The organism is Nocardia sp. NPDC051463 (assembly GCF_040681975.1).
In the GTDB taxonomy this organism is placed as follows: domain Bacteria; phylum Actinomycetota; class Actinomycetes; order Mycobacteriales; family Mycobacteriaceae; genus Nocardia.
Map to the genome: position 1 here is coordinate 1,117,278 of NZ_JBFBAB010000001.1, position 21,715 is coordinate 1,138,992.

Consider the following 21,715-nt stretch of genomic DNA (forward strand, 5'->3'; position numbering starts at 1 on the left):
CGTGGGAGTGGCAGACGGCGCTCTCCGACGTCACCGTCGAAGACAGCTCAGGGCAGCGCGGCGATGAGCTTGTCCACCTCGACGCGCGGACCGGTGTAGAACGGAACCTCTTCACGCACATGCAGGCGGGCCTCGGTAGCGCGCAGGTCACGCATCAGATCAACGATGCGGTGCAGTTCCGGCGCCTCGAACGCGAGAATCCACTCGTAGTCGCCGAGGGCGAACGAGCTGACGGTGTTGGCGCGGACATCCGGGTAGCCACGGGCCGCTTTGCCGTGATCGGCGAGCATCTTGCGGCGCTCGTCATCGGGCAGCAGGTACCACTCATAGGACCGCACGAACGGATAGACGCAGATGTAATTGCCCGGGTCTTCACCGGCAAGAAACGCCGGCACGTGGCTCTTGTTGAACTCGGCGGGCCGATGCAGTGCCACATTGCTCCACACCGGAGCACTCGCCCGGCCCAGCTCTGTGGTGCGACGGAAGTCCGCGTACGCGGCCTGCAGGTCCTCGACGCGTTCGGCGTGCGTCCAGATCATGAAATCGGCGTCGGCACGCATCCCCGCCACGTCGTAGATGCCGCGCACAACCACGTCACGATCGGCGAGCCCTTCGAAAAACGCCTGCGCATCGGCAATCGCCTTCGCCCGATCTTCCCCGAGCACACCCGGTTTCACCTGGAACACCGAGAACATCAGGTACCGGATGGTGGAGTTGAGGGCCTGGTAGTCGAGTCGCGCCATACCTCCATCGTGCCACCCGACAGAACGCCCTTCGCCCACGGGCCGATCGAAGCCACGGTGCCCAGCGATGGCCGGGCCCGGCCCCTGGGGAGATCAAGCCTGTCCGACCTCGAGGCATGGCCAGATCGAGGTGCGGAGACTGCCGACAGAATGTCGGTGGTGCAGCGATGGCCTGCGGTCCACCGACGACCCGAGGGGCCGCCGCCCATCGACACAGACCCTGAAACGGCCGATGAGGCGACAGGGTCGAACGTGAACGAACGGGGCGGCATTCGCCCTCTGCGGTTCGAAACCCCGACTGCCGGCTACGAACGCGAGCGGGTCAGCTGCTCGGACGGCCCCGAGAACCGCGTAGCCGGGACTGGGTTCACGCATGTCCCCCTGCGATCCGGTGGGCAGCCGCCGTGCCCGAGGCGACACAGGCCGGGACGCCGACACCGTGAAGATAGGCCCCCGCGACGGCGAGGCCGTCGAGATTCGCTACGGCCGACTCGATTTCGGCGACACGGTCGGTGTGGCCGGGGGCGTATTGAGCGAGGCCACCCGGCCACCGTTGAACGAGCGCGCCGATCGGTTCGATGGTGGCACCGGTGACGGTGGCCAGGTCTTCGGTGGCTGCGGCGATCAGGTCGGCATCGGACCAGGACAGCGTGGAATCGTCGCCGAACTTGCCGAACGAGACACGCACAGCGGCGGTTTCGCGCTGCGCCAGATGCGTCCATTTGCGGCTGGACAGAGTGAATGCCTTGGCCCGCAGAGGTTCTCCGGTAGCGACAAGGATGCCCGAGTTCTGCGGAAGCGCCGTGTCGCGCGGAAGTGCCAGTGCGACAAGGACAGACGAGGACAGCTCGATGCCTGCCGCTGCGGCGGACGCCGCGGGCGCGAGGGTGCGTAGTAGTCGGGCCGTCACCGGCGCCGGGGTAGCGAGCACGACCGCGTCCACGGCACCCACCGGGTCGAGAACCCAGCCGCGCATACCACGGGCCAGTCGAGTGGCCGGTGTCGCGGTCACGAACTTCGCATCGGATCTGGCCGAGAGTGCTTGCAGCAGAACCTGATAGCCGTCGCGGATGCCGCCGAAGACGGGCGCGTCGGACGGTGGCGGGATGGCCGCAGCGACCGCATGGGTCAGGCTCGGTGCGCCGTCGTCGAGTGCCGCGGCCAGCATCGGCAACGCCGCGCGTACACCGATCGAACGGGAGCTTCCTGCGTACACCCCGCCGAGCAGCGGGTCGACACTGCGCTCGGCGACCTGCGCACCGAACCGGTCGGCGATCAGGCTGTAGACGTCGATATCGGCGTCGGGGTACCAGGCCAGCGGTCTACCGGATTCCGCGGCGATCCGAGCGAGTGTGTCGGCATCGACCAGCCCGCGCATCGATTCGGCGTCCGCGGGGACGCCCATCAGGGTGCGCTCCGGCATCGGATGCGCACTGCCCTCCGACCAGAGCAGCGGACGCAACCCCGCCGGTACTACCAGTTGTGGCTCCAATCCGAGTTCACGCACCAGCCCCGGCACCTCCGGCCGACGGCCGACGAAGGCCTCGGCTCCGAGATCCAAAGGCTCCCCCGCCAATTCACCGGTGTACAGAATGCCGCCCACTCGATCGGCCCGATCGATCACCACGATGTCGGAGCGCGGCCCGAGCAGTGTCCGCAACCGATATGCGGCAACCAGTCCCGTGATTCCACCGCCGACAACCGCGATTCTCATACCTTCGACCGTAACCTGCCTGCTATCGGCCGTTGGTGTCGCCACGGACAATCAGATCTGCCTGCTCCTTGGTGTGATCGGCCGCGAAGTGCGCGTCCTCGGTCGCCATCCACTGCTGCCACAGCGACAGCGTATGGGCACCGTCCCGCTCGAGTCCACGGGCCAACCGCACGTCGGGCGGTGTCTCGACCCACACCGCCAACGACAGCCGACCACGCACAGCGGCGCGCGCGGATGACACGCCTTCCAGCACGATCACGCCACCTGGCGTGACCTCGTGCCACTCCGCCAACGCCCGATCGACCCAGTCGTAGCGCTGATACCGCCCCGGCCTGCCGCACGCGATCGGTTCGAGCACCTGCTCCTCCAACCTCGGCCACCAGGCAAGCTGGTTGTTCTCCGCGGCGAAATCGTCGGTGTGCACCACCGTCGCAGCACACTCCGCGGCCAAAGACGCGGCGAGCGTGGACTTCCCGGCACCACCGCCCCCGTCCACCGCAACCAGACGCGTCGACCCGAGCCGCGGCTCCTGCGCAAATATTCGGGTGGCAATCTCCTGTACCGACACATGCACGATGGTAGGAACCTTCCGCTGATCAGCCCTGTTCCCGATATCTGCGGACGAAATCACCGGCCGATGCGCGAGTCGGCCGGGCAGCGATCGGGTACAGAGCAAGCTCAGAGCTCGTGCACCAGCTCGACCAGGGCGGTCAGGATGCCGGGGTCGGTGTCGGGCAGCACACCGTGGCCGAGGTTGAAGATGTGTCCTGCCGCGCCCATGGTGACGGCCTCGTCGGCTTCGCGGGCGATCCGCCGCGTCTCGGCCTCGACGGCCGCCGGACCGGCGAACAGGACCGCGGGATCCAGGTTGCCCTGCAACGCCTTTCCCGGTCCGACGCGACGCACCGCTTCGGTCAGCGGTACCCGCCAGTCGACGCCGACGACGTCCGCGCCCGCCTCGCCCATCGCGCCGAGTAGCTCACCGGTCCCGACACCGAAATGGATACGCGGCACGCCCGCGGCAGCGACCTCCGCGAACACCCGCTCGGAGTGTGGCAGCACGAAGGTCCGGTAGTCGGCGAGTGAGAGCGCGCCCGCCCACGAGTCGAACAGCTGCACCGCGTCGACGCCCGCGGCCAGCTGAGCCTGCAGGAACGCGATGGTGATATCGGTCAGTACGCCCAACAGTTCGTGCCAGGTCTGTGGGTCGGCGTGCATCATCGCCTTGGTGCGCTCGTGGTTCTTGCTCGGTCCACCCTCCACCAGGTACGAGGCGAGCGTGAACGGCGCGCCCGCGAACCCGATCAGCGGCGTCTCGCCCAGCGCGTCGGTCAACAGCTTCACGCCGTCGGTGACCGCGCCCACTTCCTCGGGACGCAGTCGCGGCAATGCCCGCACGTCGGCGGTGGTGCGCACCGGCGACGCGATCACCGGACCGACACCGGGCACGATGTCGAGGTCGATGCCCGCGGCCTTCAGCGGAACCACGATGTCGGAGAACAAGATCGCCGCGTCCACACCGTGCCTGCGGATCGGCTGCATGGTGATCTCGCACACCAACTCCGGATCGAAGCAGGATTCGAGCATCCCGATGCCCTTGCGCAGTTCACGGTACTCGGGCAACGACCGCCCGGCCTGACGCATGAACCACACCGGCCGACGGCTGGGTGCGGCGCCAGTGGCGGCGGCCAGGAACGGAGCATCGGTCAACCGGCGGCGGGTGTGAGTGTTCATCGCCTTCATCGTAAGCGGGCCACCGCCGGGTCTTCGCTCGGCCGGGCGGAGAGCCACTCCGGAGACGACGCCCGACACACGACCGCGGGCGGCCGGGCAGCGCGCCCGCGACGAGCCACACCCGACAGCCTCCTGACTCGTCTGCGCCCGCCCAGCACGGCGGCGCGGAAACACCGCATCCGACGGTGCAGAAAGCGGCTCGGCGGCGCGCCTCCGACCGCGTCGGGAGGACTAGGTCTACCGTCGCCTTCGTGACACCGCTCGACTTCCGCGACGGAGCCGCACCGACCGAGGGACCCGATGAGCCAGCTCAATTTCGTGCCGCGGTCGAGGCGATGGCCACCGCTGCCGTGCACCCTCGGATCGAGCTGGCACCGATCCGACCGCCGCAACGCCTTGCCCCCTATTCGTACGCGCTCGGCGCCGAAGTCAAACACCCCGAAACCGCGGTCGTGCCAATTGATTCCGAGGGCGATGCGTTCGGCAGGCTGATCCTCCTACACGATCCGGACGGCGACGACGCATGGCACGGCACGTTCCGTCTGGTCGCCTATATCCAGGCCGACATCGACGGCGCGCTGGCCACCGACCCGCTGCTCCCGGAGGTCGCCTGGAGTTGGCTGGTGGACGCACTCGAAACGCGCACCGAGCCGTTCACGGCCTTGGGCGGCACAGTCACCTCGACGAGTTCGGTGCGCTACGGCGACATCGCCGGGCCGCCGCGGGCGCACCAATTGGAGCTGCGCGCATCGTGGACTGCGGTCACCACCGACATGCGGCCACATGTGGAAGCGTTCTGCGAAGTGCTCGCCTACGCGGCCGGGCTGCCGCCCGCCGGCATCACCCATCTGCGGCCAGAGTCCTATACCAGCAACGACCACATCTGACCGCCACGTAAAGTTCAGCTTTATGCCGGTAGCAGACGAGTCCGACCAGGGCAGCCCAGCAGAAGACAACACAGCGGAGCCGCTGCTGGTGCCCGCGGAGGGCGTTCCGCCCGTGCTGGCTACCGCACGCGCGATCACCGACGCCGCTACCCGCCTCGCCGCGGGCACCGGCCCGTTGGCGGTCGACGCCGAGCGTGCGTCCGGTTTCCGGTATTCTGCCCGCGCTTACCTGATCCAACTGCGCCGCGCCGGAGCGGGCAGCTTCCTCATCGACCCGATTCCGGTGACCGATGAGCTCGCCCCGCTGGCCGAGGCGATCAACGACCTCGAATGGGTACTGCATTCGGCGGACCAGGACCTGCCTGGTCTCGCCGAACTCGGTCTGCGTCCCGCGCGGCTGTTCGACACCGAATTGGGTGGCAGGCTGGCCGGTTTCGAACGCGTCGGACTTGCGGCGATGGTCGAGAAGCTGCTCGGCAGGGCGTTGCGCAAAGGCCATGGCGCGGCGGACTGGTCGACGAGGCCGCTGCCCGATGAGTGGCTGAACTACGCCGCGCTCGATGTCGAGCTGCTGCTGGAACTGCGTGACGAAGTCGCGAAAGCGCTCGACGAGCAGGGCAAGACAGATTGGGCCGCACAGGAATTCGAGCACGTTCGCAGCACCGAGCCCGGTGCGCCGAAGGCCGATCGGTGGCGGCGCACCTCCGGCATCCACCAACTGCGCCGCACCAGGCAGCTGGCGATCGTGCGCGAACTGTGGAACACCAGGGACGGGTTGGCGCGATCCCGCGATGTCGCGCCCGCGCGCATCCTGCCGGACTCCGCGATCATCTCCGCCGCGACTACCGAGCCGCGCACCATCGCCCAGCTGCGGGCGCTGCCGGTCTTCGGCGGGCCACGGCAGCGGCGATACTCCAGGGAGTGGCTCGCCGCTGTCGACCGCGGTCGGACATTGCCCGACAGTGAGCTGCCACCATTGACTCAGCCCTTCGACGGGCCACCTCCGGTGAACCGGTGGGAACGCCGGGATGCCGCTGCCGCAGCCCGGCTGACCAGGGCTCGTGCCGAGATGGGTGAGCTCTCCGCCGAACACGCCATTCCGGTGGAGAACCTGCTCTCCCCCGACCTGGTGCGGCGACTGTGCTGGGACGGGCTGCCGGATTATGACCGCATCCCGGATTCACCCGCCGACCTGGCGACGGCCATCGACGGATTCCTCAAATCGGGCGGCGCGCGGCCGTGGCAGCGGGAACTGGCGGTACCTCGACTGACGGCGGCGCTGACGCCGGAACCGCACGACGCGTAGCGACTTTTCCCGCATCATTCGCCTACCGGCGAGGCGCACAACAGGTCAGGATTCGGCGGTAACCGCGCCTTCGACGGTTTTCTTGAAGACCCGCAAACCTTCATCCATACCTACACCGAACGCAACCGCGAGTTCGTCGGGCAACACGTCGTGGATCCAGACGAACCGGCTGCCGTTGTCATGCGGGAAGACCTGCATCGACGCATTGTTGTGCACCGGCGTGACGCTGTCGCCGACAATCGAGTAGACGAAGCGGTGCTCCGCCTCGTCCAACGCGACCAGGCGCTCACGCAGCACCGTTCCGTTCGCGAACGTGGCCACCCGAACTCCGGGACCATCGAGCCGACACTCTGTGACGTAGCCGGGCGCCATGCGAATCGGGCCTTGGCCGAAGTCACGAATGATCGCCCATACGTCGTCGACGGGAGCCTCGACGACGATCTCCTTCTTGATCGATCCCATGACGCAACTCTCCTGTGTGAGGACCCCGAAAGCCTGATAACTAGCGTTAGGGAAACGGTAGTTAGTTAACCTTCTATCGTCAATGGGTAGTTACCATGTATTCATGTCCGCCAGAGCCGAGACCACGGCCGCCGATGACCTCACGCCCGCCGCGATGCGTCGATTGGTGGAGTTCGTGAACACCCGCCGCGCCGACGGCGACGCCATCGGCACCCCGGACGAGCTGGCCACCTGGCTGCACGACCACGCACTACTGTCCCGACACACCGCCGTCACCGCGCACGAACGCGACCGCGCGGCCCGAGTCCGAGAAGGACTGCGCGCCCTGCTCGCCCAGAACAATGCCGACCCCGTCAGCAGCCCACGCCCCGACGGACTCGCCCCCACAGCACACGCCGAACTGTCGGCCATGACCGCAGAACTCCCCCTGACACTCGACGTCGCCAGCACGCCCCCGACCCTGGTGCCCGCCACCCACGGATCGGTCGACACCGCCCTGGCCACCCTGCTCGCCGACATCGCCACCGCTGTCGCCGCAGGCACCTGGCCGCGCCTCAAAACCTGCCGCGAACCGAGCTGCCGCTGGGCCTTCTACGACCACTCCCGCAACCGCGGCCGCACCTGGTGCTCAATGAACGTCTGCGGCAACCGCGTGAAAGTCCGTGCGTCCCACCGCCGCAACTCCATGCGATAGTCGCTGAGCCCACTCTCGCCCGAGCGGGACATGGCTGCGACAAAACGCCCACAGCGGCCACCGCCACATCCCACTCGCCGCAATAAGTGGCCGGCCGCTTGCGGATCGGCTCGATGCCGCAGTCGAGCGCCGCGTCCAGCCAGCCGGATGTCAGAACTCGTTGGAGAACCGTGTCGCCGGTGATCCGGATCTGATGGGCCCACGCACCATGGGGAGGCCTTCTCGACGCTGGTGATAAGCGGATTTCGAACCGGCGGCCGCATGCCGAGGTGAGCATGAGGCCATCCTGCGGCTTGCTCTTCGATCGGGGCGTCGGCCACAATCACACGAATTTCCAGTCGGCGCCGAAAGACACCTGGAACTTGATGATCAGGTGGTCACCCCGCCCAGCTCCCCGACGCGCGGAACAAGCGCAGCGCTTCAGGCCGGTCCACGAACAGTTGCTCCACGCACAACTTGCCGAACGCGTCCGAGGGAGCCGAAACTGCCCGCGCTGCTTCCAAGGCCTGTGCCAGTGGGACGCTCAGCTTTTCGACGTTCGTCGCGTGCGTGCGGATCCGCTCCGGATCGACGTTCAGGTTTTGCGCGTCACCGCTCACGTGCGCCACCCCCGGTTCGGATTCCGACGAACAGGTACTCCGGAATCTCGATACCCATCATCGCCCTCCCGCAGTCACACCACCCGCCAGGGGGAAATGGTAGCGGTGCGCCCGTATCCGACGCGATCGCCAACGTCGTTCCCTACCAAGATCTTCGAGTTCTGTTCACTCGTATCGACGCATGGACGGCTGTTCGGTTCCGTCGGAACCTGCCGGGGTGTCCCCGGCGTTGAATGGCACATCGCGAGTGGCACGTACGATGACGTGCCACTCACCTCATGGTGGGTAGTAGGCGGCGGGTCGCCGACGCGATCAGCGGGCGTCGAGCCAACCCGTGATGCGGCGGGCGATGTCGGGGGCGGTCAGGCCCAATTCCTCGTGGATCTCGCTGCGCGAGGCATGATCCAGGAAGTGTTGGGGGACACCGAGATCGCGGGTCGGGACATCCAGGCCCGCGCCGCGGAGGCGGGCGGAGATGGTGGAGCCGATGCCGCCGTGCAGGCCGCCGTCTTCGAGAGTGACAAGAAGGCGGTAGTTTTCGGCGAGTTTGACGATGGTGTCGGACACCGGGAGGACCCAGCGCGGATCGATGACGGTGATCGAAATACCTTCTGGCTGTAGCAGATCCGCTACCTGCAGCGCGAGTTCGGCGAAGGGGCCAACGGCGACGAGCAGGACGTCGCCACGCTGGGTCTGCGCGGAGCCGCCGTCCCGGTCGGGCAGGCGAAGGACGTCGACGCCCTCGAGGCGTTCGACGGCCGAAATATCTTCGACGACGCTGCCCTTCGGGAAGCGGATGGCGGTCGGGCCGTCACTGATGGCCAGCGCCTCGGTGAGTTCTTCGCGCAGGGTGCTCGCATCACGCGGGGCGGCCACGCGGATGCCGGGGATGATGCCGAGCACCGAGAGGTCCCACATGCCGTTGTGGCTGGCGCCGTCGTTCCCGGTGATGCCTGCGCGGTCGAGTACCACGGTGACCGGCTGCTTCAGCAGGGCGACATCCATCAGCAACTGATCGAAGGCGCGATTGAGGAAGGTGGAGTAGATGGCGACCACCGGGTGCATGCCGCCCAGCGCGAGGCCCGCGGCCGAGGCCATGGCGTGCTGCTCGGCGATACCGACGTCGAACATCCGGTTTGGGAAACGCTCACCGAATGCCGAAAGCCCGGTCGGGCCCGGCATGGCGGCAGTGATAGCGACGATGTCGTCGCGGCGTTCCGCGTGCGCGATCAGTTCCTCGGAGAACACCGCGGTCCACCCGCGAGCTTTGGCGCCGAGCGGCCGGCCAGTCAGCGGGTCGATCGGATCGCACGCATGCATCTGATCGGCTTCGTGATTCTCGGCGTGTGAGTACCCGCGGCCCTTCTGCGTCACCACATGGACGACGACCGGACCGCCGAAATCCTTCGCCCTGCGCAGGGCTGCTTCCAGCGCGACACCGTCGTGACCGTCGACCGGACCGACGTACTTGAGTCCGAGATCACTGAACAGCTCCTGGGGGCTGACGGCATCTTTGATCCCGGCCTTCACCGCGTGCACCATCGAGTACGCGGATTCGCCGACACGCGGGATGCTCTTGAGGATCCGCTTGCCCGCATCCAGCGCGTGCTCGTAGGCAGGCTGGGTGCGCAGCGCGGTCAGCCGATCGGCGAGGCCCCCGATGGTGGGCGCGTAGGAGCGGCCGTTGTCGTTGACCACCACGACCACCGGACGATCGGGAGCGCCGGCGATGTTGTTGAGCGCCTCCCAGCACATGCCGCCGGTGAGCGCGCCGTCACCCACGACCGCGACCACATGTCGATCCTGGCCCGTCAGCGCGAACGCTTTCGCGAGGCCATCGGCGTAGGACAGCGACGCCGAAGCGTGCGAGGACTCCACCCAGTCGTGCACGCTCTCGGCCCGGCTCGGATAGCCCGACAACCCGCCCCGCGTGCGCAGCGAATCGAACTGGTCCTTGCGGCCGGTCAGGATCTTGTGCACATAGGCCTGATGCCCGGTGTCGAAGATCAACGGATCGGCCGGCGAGTCGAAGACCCGATGCAGGGCGATGGTCAGTTCCACCACACCGAGATTGGGTCCGAGGTGACCGCCGGTCGCCGCGACCTTCTCGACCAGGAACTCGCGAATCTCCGCCGCAAGCTCCCGCAGCTCGGCCACGTTCAGCCGGCGCAGGTCTTCGGGCGCATCGACCCGGGAAAGCACTCCCACCTGAACTCGCTCCCTCCGGATAGTGCATCTGATCCGAACAGTCTACGGAGCCGCGGTGGCGCCCCCGCACGACGACGGCACGCCACCTGCCGACATGGCGCTGAAATGTGAGTCTCCACACGAATCACCGGACGAAAAGCACCTGTCCGGGGAACCGAGGGTGAGCGAAGGTCCAACCGCGGCGCGGCGATCGGAGGAAACCCATCCGAAGACACACGCTCAGCGGACGAAGGATCGACCACGGCACATACGCTACCGCGCCTACAGTGATCCTGTGGCCGAGCCCGAGCAGAAGGTTCCACAGACGGTCGAACCCGGCGTCGTGGCACGCCTGGTCGCCGATGTGTACCAGCTGTACCGCGCCGACGAATCCGGTGCACTGGCCGATTACATTCCGGAACTCACTGCGGTGCAACCTGATTCGTTCGCGGTGTGCCTGGCCACCGCGGACGGCCGGTTCTACGGCGCAGGCGATGTCGCCACCATCTTCACCATCCAATCCATTTCCAAACCGTTCACTTATGCACTCGCCTTGGCCGACAAGGGCCCCGCCGCGGTCGCCGAGCGCATCGACGTGGAACCCTCCGGCGAGCCGTTCAACGAGATCAGCCTGGACCCGATGACCGAGCGCCCGCGCAATCCGATGATCAATGCGGGCGCCATCACCGCTGCGTCCCTGGTCAGCGGTGACGATCCCCGCGACAAGTTCGAACGCATTCGACACTGCTACTCCCGGTTCGCCGGACGCGAGCTGACCATGAACGAAGCGGTGTACGCCTCCGAGGCGCGCACCGGGTTCCGCAATCGCGCCATCGGCTACATGCTGCGCTCCTTCGGCATCATCGATTCCGATCCGGACGAGGCGGTCGATCGGTATTTCCGACAGTGCTCGATTGATGTCACCTGCCGCGACCTCGCACTGATGGCGGCGACGTTGGCCAACAACGGTCTCAACCCGGTGACCCATGAGCGCGCGTTGTCGGTCGCATCGACCGAGCAGGTGCTCAGCGTGATGACCACCTGCGGCATGTACAACGCCGCGGGCGACTGGGTGACCACCGTCGGACTGCCCGCGAAGAGCGGTGTCGGCGGCGGGATACTCGCAGTGCTGCCCGGTCAGATCGGGATCGCCGTCTACTCCCCTCGGCTGGATGAGCACGGCAACAGCGTGCGCGGTGTCGCCGCCTGCCGTGCGCTGTCGAAACGACTCGAACTGCACTTCCTGCACGTGACGCGATCCGGTCGCACCGCGATCCGGGCCGCGTATTCGGTGGCCGAGGCGCCCTCGCGGCTGCGGCGCACCACTCGCGAGATGGAGGTGCTCGCCGAGCACGGTGATCGCGCTCGCGTGTATGAACTGCACGGCGACCTACTGTTCGCGGGCGCGGAACGTGCCGTGCGGGCCATCGAGGAGCAGTCGGGCGAGTTGACGGCGCTGGTCGTCGACCTGCGCCGGGTGGGCGAGGTGAGCGAGATCGCAGTGCACATGCTCGACGAACTGCAGAACGAACTCGCCGCGGCGGGCTGCCGCGTCGCCATCGTCGATCCCGACGGCAAGATGGGCCACCTGGTGTCGAGCCTGGTTCCGTACGACCCGCGCGGACGCGTCTTCATCGACCGCGACACCGCCACCGAATGGTGTGAGGACATCGTGCTCGACCACCACCGGCCCGCTGATGAACCGGCGTGCACCTCCCTCTCGATCGAGGACCATCCCGCGCTCGCCGCACTGAGCCCCGACAATCGGGCGCGACTGGCAAAGGACTTCGAGATACGCACCATCGCCCGCGGTGAAGTGATCGCGCGCCGCGGCAGCACCCGCTCGGGTCTGTACCTGATCCTGGAGGGACGGGTGCGGATCACCTTCGAGGGCGCCGACGGGCACACCCACCGGTTGGTGTCGCTGTCGGCCGGGATGTCATTCGGCGAGATCCCGATGCTGGTCGGCACACCGTTCGTCAACGAAGCCCGCGCGGAGAGCGGTGTGCGGGTCGCGGTGCTGAGCCCGGAACGGTTCGACGTGCTGACCGAGAAGGCGCCCGAGCTGAAACTTGCCCTGCTCGAGCGCCTGGCCGCGGGCGCATACGCGCAGATGGACGCTGCCGTGCGCGCGATCGCGGTGCGCGGCGTCGACTATTGAGTTCGCGGGCGGGGACATTTGCGCGGTATCGACCGTTGAGTTCTGCGAGACCACGATCCCACCGAGTCAGGAGAGCGCCGTGAGCAAAAAGAAATCCGACGAAGCCGCCGCGGGCACGGTGACCACCTTCGGAAGCGGCAGCGCCCGCGCCACTCCCGATCTCATGCGCGTGACCATCTCGATCGAAACGCGGGCGAGCAAGGTCGCGCTCGCGTACGGGCAGGCCGGTGAGCGGGTCGCCGCTCTCACCGATTCGCTACGCTCGGATGGGGTTTCGGGAGCCGACATCGCCACGAGTGGCCTATCGGTGCGCACCGAGACCGTCTGGATCGAAGGTGGCGGTTCGAAGATCACCGGCTATCTCGCGACGACCGACCTGACCGTGGTGCTGCGCGATATCGGCGAGCATGCCGACCCCGGACCGGCCACCATCATCGCCAACGCCGTCGATCCGGGCGGCGACGATGTCCGGTTGGGCGGCCTCACCCTGACCTTCGCCGACCAAGAAAGCCTGCTCACCCGGGCGCGCGACGCGGCATGGGACAACGCCCTCGCCAAGGCCGAGCAATATGCCGCACACGCGGGCCGCACGCTCGGGCCGGTGCTCGAAATCACCGAGAACACCACCTCGGCTCCGCCGGCATACCCTCGCCTCCAAGCGATGTCCGCCCCCTTGGACGCCGCGTACGGCGCGGCTCCGGTGCCGGTCGAGCTCGGCGAATCCGAAATCAGTGCCGCGATCCGCGCCACCTGGCAGCTCGACTAGACCGTGACCCCGAACCGACTTCTAGCAGCACAACGGCCACGACAGGACGTGGTACCGCCGCGAGATGTACTGGGCGGCAACGCATTCTGGAAACCCGGTCGGTCGGTCGGATTTGCCACGGCACGACGAGGTCATCACCTATATTGAAAATCGGTGGCCCCGTCACGGCCGCCGGTGAGGATTGCGCATGTCGTTCGTGCTGATCGATAAACCGCGCCCACACGTCGCCCTGGTGACGCTGAACCGGCCGGACCGGATGAACGCAATGGCCTTCGAGGTGATGATTCCGCTGCGCGAGGCGCTCGAGGAGGTCAGTGCGGACAACGACGTGCGGGTCGTGGTGCTCACGGGAGCAGGGCATGGTTTCTGTTCCGGCGCGGATCTACAGAATGCGGGCAAGGTGCCCGGTACCGAGGGGCTGACCGTCACCAGCGTCGCGCGGCGCTCGATGGATCTGCTGAACGACGTGATGATCACCCTGCGCCGCATGAACCAACCGGTCATCGGTGCGATCAACGGCGCGGCAATCGGCGGTGGCTTCTGCCTGAGCGTCGCCACCGACATCCGGATCGCGGGCGAGGACGCCTACTTCCGGGCGGCGGGAATCAACAATGGGCTCACGTCGGCGGAACTGGGTATCAGCTACCTGCTGCCCCGTGCCATCGGCTCCTCCCGCGCCTTCGAGATCATGCTGTCCGGACGCGACGTCGATGCCGCCGAGGCCGAGCGCATCGGCCTGGTCTCCCGCACCGTTCCCACCGCGAAACTCTTGGAGACCTGCTACGACCTGGCCGAACGGATCATCGGCTTCAGTCGGGTCGGCACCGAACTCACCAAACGGATGTTGTGGAGCGGCATGGAGGCGGGCAGTTTCGAATCCCAGATGCAGCATGAGGGTATGGCGCAGCTCTACGTCCGCCTCACCACCGGTAATTTCGACGAAGCGATCCGCGCGCGCCGCGACCGCCGACCGCCCCACTACGAAGACTGACCGACTACGTCCGGTGCCCGAGACCTTTCACCAGTAAGGTCACCGTCTCCGCGCCGGCATGACGGTCTTCGGAGATCTTCAGGTATTCCGGTGACTGCGCCCACTCCTGGCACGCCGACTCGTCGGGGAAGGACATCAACACCACCTTCTCCCGATCCGATTGCCCCTCGAGCACCTGCGGGTGCTCATCGGCAGCAAGCAACGTGCCGGAGTATCGACCGAAAACATCCATGAAGCGCGCCTGATAGCGGTCATAGGCGGCACGATCGGAGAACTTCAGCTGCGCGACGACGTACACGGTCATGGGCGCGACTCTATGCCGCCAACCGTACGATCAACGCTCCAACAGCGCAAGACATTCGACATGGTGGGTGGCCGGGAACGCGTCGAAGGCCCGCAGTCGGGTGAGCCGGTAGCCCGCCGACTGGTAGAGCCCGAGGTCGCGGGCGAAAGCGGCCGGGTCGCAGCCGATGTGGATGATCCGGGCGGGATCGTGCTCGGTCAGTGCCGAGACGACTTCCTTGCCCGCGCCGGTGCGCGGCGGATCGAGTACCACCACTTCCGGTGCGGCACTGCCCTGTTCGCTCAGCCAGCGCTCGACCCGGTCCGCCCGCAGATCCACCCAGGGCAGGTCCAGTAGGGCCGCGTTGCCGTCGGCGACAGCGACGCGGGCGGATTCCGCGGCGAGCACCGAACCGTCCGGACCGACCTGTTCGGCCAGCCGGGCGGCGAAAACCCCGGCGCCGCTGTACAGATCCCAGGCAAGATCGCCGGAGCCGAGTCCGGACCAGTCGGCCACAATGTCCGAATAGCATTGCGCGGCACCATGATGTGCCTGCCAGAAGCCGGTCGCCGATAGTGCCCACCGACGACCGGCCACGTACTCGACCGCCCGACCGCTGCCCTCCAGTACCGACTCCTCGCGTGGCGCAAGTGTCGCCGCACGACGTGCCGATGCGCTGCGCCGTTCGCTAGCCTGCGCCGCACCATTGCGCAGCGCCCGCGGGTCGGGTCGCCCACTATCGCGCCTGCCACGCCGCTCGCCGCCACGCTCATTGCTCCGTGGCCGCTCGCCGCCGCGCCGATCGTCCCCGAGACCACCCGCCGAAACCGGCACCTCGAGTTCGACGATATGCCGCACGCCGTCGCCGTCGACCGCGATCACCAGATCCGCACCGGGCGTCCAGGATTGCTCGGCCACCCCGTCCAACGCGCCGGGAACCGGTTGCGGGCAGCGTAGATCGGCGATCACCTCGGTGCTGCGCAGCCGATGGACTCCGGCCCTGCCCTGCGCATCCACCACCAATCGAACCCTGGTACGCCAACCACCGATCTCGTCGGCGGAGCCGGTGATCGGTTCCACTGTGATGTCGCGCTCCACGCCGGCGATCCGACGTAGTTGCTCGGCGACGACCATCGCTTTCAATTCCCGCTGCGCTGCCGGTGTGGCAAAGGAGAAGTCACAGCAGCCGGCACCGCCCGGCCCCGACACCGGGCAGGTCGCGGGAACCCGATCTCCTGATGCTTCGAGGATATCGATCGCGTCGGCCCGGCAGAACGAACCGCCGCGGTCCTCGGTGACCCGGACCCGCACCAACTCACCGGGCAGTCCGTGCCGGACGAAAACCACTCGGCCGTCGTGGCGGGCCACACAGAAGCCGCCGTGTCCCGGCGGGCCGAGCCGCACCTCGAAGGTGGTGTTGCGCCAGTCGGTCATCCGGTCCTGTCCTCGTACCCACGTCGCACCGCACCCGGCGCGTTGATCACGCCTGCCTGCCGTGCCCGGGTCGAGGAACTCAGCTGCCACGGCACGCTGGTCACCATCACTCCCGGTTCGAAAAGCAGCCTGCCCTTGAGCCGCAACGCGCTCTGGTTGTGCAGCACCTGTTCCCACCAGTGTCCGACGACGTACTCCGGAATGAATACCGTCACCACATCACGGGGCGAATCCTTGCGCACCCGCTTCACGTAATCGAGCACCGGTTTGGTGATTTCGCGGTACGGCGATTCGATCACCTTGAGCGGCACATTGATATCGCTCTGCTCCCACTCCCGGACCAGCCCCCTGGTGTCGGCTTCGTCGACATTCACCGTCACCGCCTCCAGGGTGTCCGGGCGGGTGGCACGGGCGTAGGCCAACGCCCTGCGTGTCGGCAGGTGTAGTCGGGAGACCAGCACGATCGAATGTGAACGGCTGGGCAGCACACCGTCCCACTCGTGTTCGTCCAGCTCGCGCGAGACCGAGTCGTAGTGGCGGCGAATCATTTTCATCACCACGAAGATCGCGACCATGGTGAAGATCGCGATGTAGGCCCCGGCGAAGAACTTCGTGATGAGCACGATGACCAACACCGCACCGGTCGCGCTGAGCCCGATCGCGTTGATCACTCGGGAGCGTTTCATTCTGGCGCGCTGCGCCGGATCGGTTTCGGTGCGCAGCAAGCGGGTCCAGTGCCGCAGCATGCCGGTCTGGCTGAGCACGAACGACACGAACACACCCACGATGTAGAGCTGGATCAGCTTGGTCACCTCGGCGCCGAACAGCACGACGAACGCGATGGCGGCACCGGAGAGGAACAGAATGCCGTTGCTGAAGGCCAGCCGGTCGCCACGGGTGTGCAGCTGCCGGGGCAAATAGCGGTCTTGCGCCAGAATCGAGCCGAGCACCGGGAATCCGTTGAACGCCGTATTGGCGGCGAGCACGAGAATCAGTGCCGTCACACTGGTGATGAAGAAGAAGCCGAGCGGGAAGCCGTGGAACACCGTCTCGGCGAGCTGCGCGATGAGCGTCTTCTGGTGGTAGTCGGCAGGCGCACCGGACAGTTCGGACACGTCGTGCGCGTACACGATATTGATCTTCTGGGCCAAGATGATGATGCCCATCAACAGCACGATCGCGATGGTGCCGAGCATCAGCAACGTGGTCGCGGCATTGCGCGACTTCGGTTTCCGGAAGGCGGGCACCCCGTTGCTGATTGCCTCGACACCGGTGAGCGCGGCACAACCGGAAGAGAACGAGCGCGCGATCAGGAAGGCGAAGGCAAGACCGTAGAGGTGCTCCTCCTCGGCGTTGAGCTGGAAGCCCGCCGACTCCGCCTGTAGGTCGTCACCGAGGACGAAGATTCGGAACAGCCCCCACGCGAGCATCGCGAACATACCGATGATGAACGCATAGGTCGGAATCGCGAACGCGGTGCCCGACTCGCGCACGCCACGCAGGTTGATAGCGGTCAGCACAGCGATGGCGACCACAGCGAACAACACTTTGTGCGTATCCACGAACGGGATCGCCGACCCGATATTGGAGGCCGCGGAAGAAATCGACACCGCGACAGTGAGCACATAGTCGACGAGCAGTGCGCTGCCGACGGTGAGCCCGGCATTGGGGCCGAGATTGGTGGTGGCAACCTCATAGTCACCACCACCGGACGGATAGGCATGCACGTTCTGTCGGTAGCTGGCCACCACCACGGCCATGACGAAGGCGACCGCGAGTCCGACCCACGGGGCGTACACATAGGCCGAAATTCCGGCTACCGACAGGGTCAGAAAGATTTCCTCTGGCGCGTACGCGACCGACGACATGGCATCGGAGGCGAACACAGGGAGCGCGATTCGCTTCGGCAGCAGGGTGTGGCCCAGCGAATCGCTCCGGAAAGGCCTACCCAGCAGCACCCGTTTCGCTGCCGTCGTCAACTTGGACACTGGAGCGAGCATAGATCCCCGAACGGTTGATCGCGCCTGGGGGCGGCCCGCGTCGCAGGTTTGACTTCCGGCCAGAGGGGGAAAGTGGGCCATGGACGCTCTCGGCGGGTACGGTTTTGCCGAAGACAAGCAGACCGAACGGCACGAACGGCTGCATCGCCTTCGCTCGGCTCGACGCCGCAGGCGTCGACGGACCTTGTCCGGCTGTTGGATCGTTTCCAGGAACGAGGTTGCACGGTGTACGTAGTGATCATGGGGTGCGGGCGCGTTGGTTCGTCGCTGGCACGCGCCCTGGTCCGGGTAGGTCACGAGGTCACGGTGATCGACCGGGACCCGAGTGCCTTCCTGCGCCTCGGCGAGGACTTCCCGGGCGAACAGATCGTCGGGGTCGGTTTCGACAGGGACGTGCTGATTCGCTCCGGAATAGAGCGTGCGGACGCGTTCGCCGCGGTGTCCTCCGGCGACAACTCCAACATCATCTCGGCGCGCGTTGCTCGCGAAACCTTCGGCGTCGAGCGCGTCGTCGCCCGCATCTACGATGCGAAACGCGCCGCGGTCTACGAACGTCTCGGTATTCCGACGATCGCCACGGTGCCGTGGACGACCGACCGGTTCCTCACCGCACTCATCGGCGACAGCGGCACCACCACGTGGCGCGACCCCACCGGCACGGTCGCCGTGGCCCAGCTGACGCTGCACGATGAGTGGTACGGCCGCACGGTGCGCGAACTGGAACGCACGGTCGGTGCCAGGGTGGCGTTCATCATCCGATTCGGTCAAGGACTGTTGCCCGAAAGCAAGACCATGGTTCAGGCCGACGACATCGTCTACGTCGCCGCCACCTCCGGCAGCGTCGGCGAGGCCGTCGCATTGGCCGGTAAGCCCCCAGCAAGCGAGGACTGAACATGAAAGTGGCGATCGCCGGAGCCGGCGCCGTGGGCCGATCGATAGCCAGGGAGCTCCTGCGCGGCGGCCACCGCGTGATGCTGCTCGAACGTCAGCTCGACCACATCGACCCGACCGCCATCCCGGACGCGGTGTGGGTGCATGCGGACGCCTGTGAGCTCGCACTGCTCGAGGACGCGGGGCTGGAGACCTACGAGGTCGTCATCGCCGCCACCGGCGACGACAAGGCAAATCTGGTGCATGCCCTGCTCGCCAAGACCGAGTTCGGGGTGCGCCGCGTGGTGGCCAGGGTCAACGACCCGCGCAACGAGTGGCTCTTCGACTCCTCCTGGGGCGTCGACGTCGCCGTGTCGACGCCACGGCTACTGGCCTCGCTGGTCGAGGAGGCGGTGTCGGTCGGCGACCTGGTCCGGCTGATGACACTGCGGCAGGGTCAGGCCAATCTCGTCGAGATCACCCTGCCGGCCGACACCGCGCTGGCAGGCAAGCCGGTGCGCACGCTCACCCTGCCGCGCGACGCCGCCCTGGTGACGATCCTGCGTGGCGGCCGGGTGATCGTCCCGCAGCCCGACGACCCGTTCGAGGGCGACGACGAGCTGCTGTTCGTGACCTCCGTGGAAGCCGAAGAAGATCTGCGGGTGGCGCTGGCCCACCACGGCATCAAGCCGTAACACCCCGATACGGCCGGATGCGAACACCGGTCCGGCCGTGTCAGGCAGCGGCGAGCTCGGCGCGCAGCCTGTTGAGCGCGCGGTGCTGCATCACGCGAACCACGCCCGGGCTGGTGCCGATCGCTTCCGCGGTCTGCGCGGCGCTCCAGCCGAGCACGATCCGCATCACCAGCACCTCGCGGTGCGCGGGCGCCAGGATCTTCATCAATTCCCTTGTCACGTCACGACGTTCGGACGCCAGCGCCCATTCCTCCGGGCCCGCCGCGGTCGAGACAGCGTCCGGCACGTCGGCCACCGGGTAGCTCGGGTGCATCTGCGAACGCCGGAACGCATCGGCGACCTTGTTCGCCGCGATCCCGTACACGAAGGCCAGGAACGACTTTCCCTGATCCCGGTAGCGCGGGATGGCGTTGACGGTGGCCATCAGGATTTCCTGCACCACATCGTCGACGGTGACGTGCAGGTGTGAGGTATTGCCGAGGCGCGCACCGCAATACCGGCGGACCAGCGGATGGACCAGGCGCACGATCTCGGTGACGGCCTGTCGGTCGCCCGCAGCGGCGGGTCCGATGAAGGTGTCGAGCTCCGCCGAAATTCGGCGACTCTCCGAGAGTGCCGGGCTGTGGTGGCTGCGGGTCTTCGACAGTGCCGCAATGTTGTGCTCGGTAGCCATCTTCCGAGTCCTTTCGCCGATGTTGCGCTTTTTTGTCTCGCAACGATCGTCTGATGAACTCGGCGTTCCAACCAGTAACCCCAGGGTGGGTACTGCCCCACCTCCGCGGTGCCTGTTACCGCACCCCGGTGTGAATCGCCCGGAGTCCCCCGCGGCTAACCCGGTCGCACGGGACCACGACAGTCGCGGCACCCCTAGCCCGTGCGACCGTGAGAACTCTCGGGCCGCGCCCGCGCCAGGTCTCAGGCAGCTTCGGCAGTAGTCGCCCGGCGGACCGGTGTGTGCCCGGCCCTGCGCACCGCCCACACGGTGACCGCCAGCGCGACCGCCGTCAGCGGCCACCCCATCGCGATGCGGGCGGCGGCAAGCCAGCCGGTGTGGTCGGAGTCGTAGAGCTGCGACTGCACCAGGTAGCGCGCCGCGAACACCAGCACCCAGGTAGTAGTCGCGACATCGTAGAGGCGCACCACATGCCGATCGGTCCGCCAATCGGAGCCGTGTCCGTTCAACACACCCCAGATGACACCCACCAACGGCCGGCGCACCAGCATCGACGCCAAGAAGACGCCGGCATAGACGAGGCTGGTGTAGATGCCGAACAGGAAGAAGCCCTTTGCTTCACCCATGCGGTAGGCGATGAACGCGCAGATACCGACACCGAGGAAACCGGAGATAGCTGGTTGAATCGGGCTGCGGCGTATCAGCCGCCAGAGGAGAATCGCGGCGGCCACGCCAAGGGCCGCCCAGATCGCCGCCGTGAGACCGGCGAAGGTGTTCACGGGGACGAACACGAGGACCGGCAGCGTCGAATAGATCAGGCCACTGAAGCCGCCCAGCTGCTCGAGCAGTGTCTGCTCGACCGTATCCGCTGTTTCGTCGAGCGGTCGTGCGTGGTCTGCCTGCCGGTGCCGACCGGAATCGCCGGCGGTGCGCCGTGCATCCTCCGCCACCGCACCGGGTTCGGCGGGCTCACGCATTCCGGTATCGATCGATTTGTCGGCGGTGTTCTCGTTGCTCGATGGCATACGTCAGCTGTTCCCGCGCAATTCGTAGTAGGGGTTGTAGATCACCTTGCGGCCGTCGCGGTCGCCGACCCGGCCACGGACCAGGATGCGCCTGCCCGGCTCGATCCCGGGAATGCGCCTGCGCCCGATCCACACCAAGGTGATGGCGTCGGTGCCGTCGAAGAATTCTGCCTGAACACTCGCGCCCGCGGACTTCGGACACGCCTCGACACTCCGGAGTCGGCCGAGCATGGTGGCTTCGTCACCGCGCTGACACTCCGATGCCCGACATGCTCCCGAGGCATCTGCTGTCTCGGCGAGTTCTTCGGCGTCCAACCGATCGAGGTCCTCGGTCAGTCTGCGGCCCAAACGGCGAAAATAACCTGAGGCAGCGGATGGCATTGCACGCTCTCCTGCATGGAGCAAGACGACGTGGGTTGCACGCCATCGTGGTTTTCCGGTAACGACCGGCTAGTGGCCGTATACCCGCCACTGTAGATGGGCAACCCTGC

Annotated in this window: 21 protein-coding genes; 8 read left to right on the plus strand and 13 right to left on the minus strand. The window is 66.9% G+C overall.

Annotated features, from left to right (window positions below; all coding sequences use genetic code 11):
• Positions 1-47: 47 nt before the first annotated feature.
• From hemQ to hemE, 4 genes are all read right to left on the minus strand, one after another.
• Positions 48-743 (minus strand): hydrogen peroxide-dependent heme synthase, encoded by a 696-nt coding sequence (gene hemQ / locus AB0M74_RS05085; protein WP_364901743.1) that lies wholly within the window; start codon positions 741-743, stop codon positions 48-50.
• A gap of 367 nt (positions 744-1,110) precedes the next feature.
• Entirely contained in the window at positions 1,111-2,457 is a 1,347-nt protein-coding gene (locus AB0M74_RS05090) for a protoporphyrinogen oxidase (protein WP_364901745.1), read from the minus strand.
• Between the two features lie 22 nt (positions 2,458-2,479).
• Entirely contained in the window at positions 2,480-3,025 is a 546-nt protein-coding gene (locus AB0M74_RS05095; RefSeq protein ID WP_364901747.1) for an aminodeoxychorismate synthase, read from the minus strand.
• Between the two features lie 110 nt (positions 3,026-3,135).
• Positions 3,136-4,200 carry a uroporphyrinogen decarboxylase gene (hemE, locus tag AB0M74_RS05100; protein WP_364901749.1) on the minus strand — a complete coding sequence of 355 codons (1,065 nt, stop codon included), beginning with the start codon at positions 4,198-4,200 and terminating at the stop codon, positions 3,136-3,138.
• 326 nt (positions 4,201-4,526) lie between these two features.
• Between hemE and AB0M74_RS05105 the strand changes: the two genes are divergently transcribed.
• Both AB0M74_RS05105 and AB0M74_RS05110 read left to right on the plus strand, forming a co-directional pair.
• Positions 4,527-5,078 (plus strand): DUF3000 domain-containing protein, encoded by a 552-nt coding sequence (locus AB0M74_RS05105; protein WP_364901964.1) that lies wholly within the window; start codon positions 4,527-4,529, stop codon positions 5,076-5,078.
• A 22-nt stretch (positions 5,079-5,100) separates the two neighbouring features.
• Entirely contained in the window at positions 5,101-6,384 is a 1,284-nt protein-coding gene (locus AB0M74_RS05110) for a ribonuclease D (protein ID WP_364901751.1), read from the plus strand.
• Between the two features lie 45 nt (positions 6,385-6,429).
• On the opposite strand, the gene AB0M74_RS05115 is transcribed toward AB0M74_RS05110, so the two are convergent.
• Positions 6,430-6,846: an SRPBCC family protein gene (locus tag AB0M74_RS05115; RefSeq protein WP_364901753.1), complete on the minus strand. Its 417-nt coding sequence runs from the start codon at positions 6,844-6,846 to the stop codon at positions 6,430-6,432.
• Between the two features lie 103 nt (positions 6,847-6,949).
• Here AB0M74_RS05115 and AB0M74_RS05120 point away from each other — a divergent pair, with 103 nt between their 5' ends.
• Complete coding sequence (locus tag AB0M74_RS05120; RefSeq protein ID WP_364901754.1) at positions 6,950-7,540, plus strand: CGNR zinc finger domain-containing protein; 591 nt, start codon at positions 6,950-6,952, stop codon at positions 7,538-7,540.
• 377 nt (positions 7,541-7,917) lie between these two features.
• Here AB0M74_RS05120 and AB0M74_RS05125 read toward each other — a convergent pair whose 3' ends face one another.
• A complete protein-coding gene (locus AB0M74_RS05125; protein ID WP_364901756.1) occupies positions 7,918-8,139 on the minus strand; it encodes a hypothetical protein in 222 nt (73 codons plus the stop codon).
• 312 nt (positions 8,140-8,451) lie between these two features.
• Positions 8,452-10,347 carry a 1-deoxy-D-xylulose-5-phosphate synthase gene (gene dxs, locus AB0M74_RS05130; RefSeq protein WP_364901758.1) on the minus strand — a complete coding sequence of 632 codons (1,896 nt, stop codon included), beginning with the start codon at positions 10,345-10,347 and terminating at the stop codon, positions 8,452-8,454.
• A gap of 322 nt (positions 10,348-10,669) precedes the next feature.
• Between dxs and glsA the strand changes: the two genes are divergently transcribed.
• The 3 genes from glsA (at position 10,670) to AB0M74_RS05145 (ending at position 14,244) form a co-directional block, all read left to right on the plus strand.
• Positions 10,670-12,487, plus strand: coding sequence for a glutaminase A (gene glsA / locus AB0M74_RS05135; RefSeq protein ID WP_364901966.1), 1,818 nt, complete (start codon positions 10,670-10,672; stop codon positions 12,485-12,487).
• A 79-nt stretch (positions 12,488-12,566) separates the two neighbouring features.
• On the plus strand, positions 12,567-13,253 hold the full coding sequence (locus AB0M74_RS05140; RefSeq protein WP_364901759.1) for an SIMPL domain-containing protein: 687 nt from the start codon (positions 12,567-12,569) through the stop codon (positions 13,251-13,253).
• Between the two features lie 187 nt (positions 13,254-13,440).
• Positions 13,441-14,244 (plus strand): enoyl-CoA hydratase, encoded by an 804-nt coding sequence (locus AB0M74_RS05145; protein WP_364901761.1) that lies wholly within the window; start codon positions 13,441-13,443, stop codon positions 14,242-14,244.
• Between the two features lie 4 nt (positions 14,245-14,248).
• Here the strand turns inward: AB0M74_RS05145 and AB0M74_RS05150 are convergent, their stop codons facing one another.
• The 3 genes from AB0M74_RS05150 to AB0M74_RS05160 are packed head-to-tail and all read right to left on the minus strand — an operon-like array spanning position 14,249 to position 17,949.
• Positions 14,249-14,548 carry a DUF1330 domain-containing protein gene (locus AB0M74_RS05150; protein ID WP_364901762.1) on the minus strand — a complete coding sequence of 100 codons (300 nt, stop codon included), beginning with the start codon at positions 14,546-14,548 and terminating at the stop codon, positions 14,249-14,251.
• A gap of 30 nt (positions 14,549-14,578) precedes the next feature.
• Positions 14,579-15,961 (minus strand): TRAM domain-containing protein, encoded by a 1,383-nt coding sequence (locus AB0M74_RS05155; protein WP_364901764.1) that lies wholly within the window; start codon positions 15,959-15,961, stop codon positions 14,579-14,581.
• Entirely contained in the window at positions 15,958-17,949 is a 1,992-nt protein-coding gene (locus AB0M74_RS05160; protein WP_364901766.1) for an APC family permease, read from the minus strand. Before AB0M74_RS05160 ends, AB0M74_RS05155 begins: the two co-directional genes overlap by 4 nt.
• 237 nt (positions 17,950-18,186) lie before the next feature.
• Between AB0M74_RS05160 and AB0M74_RS05165 the strand changes: the two genes are divergently transcribed.
• Both AB0M74_RS05165 and AB0M74_RS05170 read left to right on the plus strand, forming a co-directional pair.
• On the plus strand, positions 18,187-18,852 hold the full coding sequence (locus AB0M74_RS05165) for a TrkA family potassium uptake protein (protein ID WP_364901768.1): 666 nt from the start codon (positions 18,187-18,189) through the stop codon (positions 18,850-18,852).
• Positions 18,853-18,854: 2 nt separating this feature from the next.
• Positions 18,855-19,526: a TrkA family potassium uptake protein gene (locus AB0M74_RS05170; protein ID WP_364901770.1), complete on the plus strand. Its 672-nt coding sequence runs from the start codon at positions 18,855-18,857 to the stop codon at positions 19,524-19,526.
• A gap of 40 nt (positions 19,527-19,566) precedes the next feature.
• On the opposite strand, the gene AB0M74_RS05175 is transcribed toward AB0M74_RS05170, so the two are convergent.
• The 3 genes from AB0M74_RS05175 to AB0M74_RS05185 all read right to left on the minus strand — a co-directional run bounded on the left by AB0M74_RS05175 (position 19,567) and on the right by AB0M74_RS05185 (position 21,605).
• Complete coding sequence (locus AB0M74_RS05175; protein ID WP_364901772.1) at positions 19,567-20,199, minus strand: sigma-70 family RNA polymerase sigma factor; 633 nt, start codon at positions 20,197-20,199, stop codon at positions 19,567-19,569.
• A gap of 242 nt (positions 20,200-20,441) precedes the next feature.
• Positions 20,442-21,224, minus strand: coding sequence for a DUF3159 domain-containing protein (locus tag AB0M74_RS05180; RefSeq protein ID WP_364901774.1), 783 nt, complete (start codon positions 21,222-21,224; stop codon positions 20,442-20,444).
• A gap of 3 nt (positions 21,225-21,227) precedes the next feature.
• Complete coding sequence (locus AB0M74_RS05185; RefSeq protein WP_328403479.1) at positions 21,228-21,605, minus strand: OB-fold nucleic acid binding domain-containing protein; 378 nt, start codon at positions 21,603-21,605, stop codon at positions 21,228-21,230.
• Positions 21,606-21,715 lie beyond the last annotated feature (110 nt).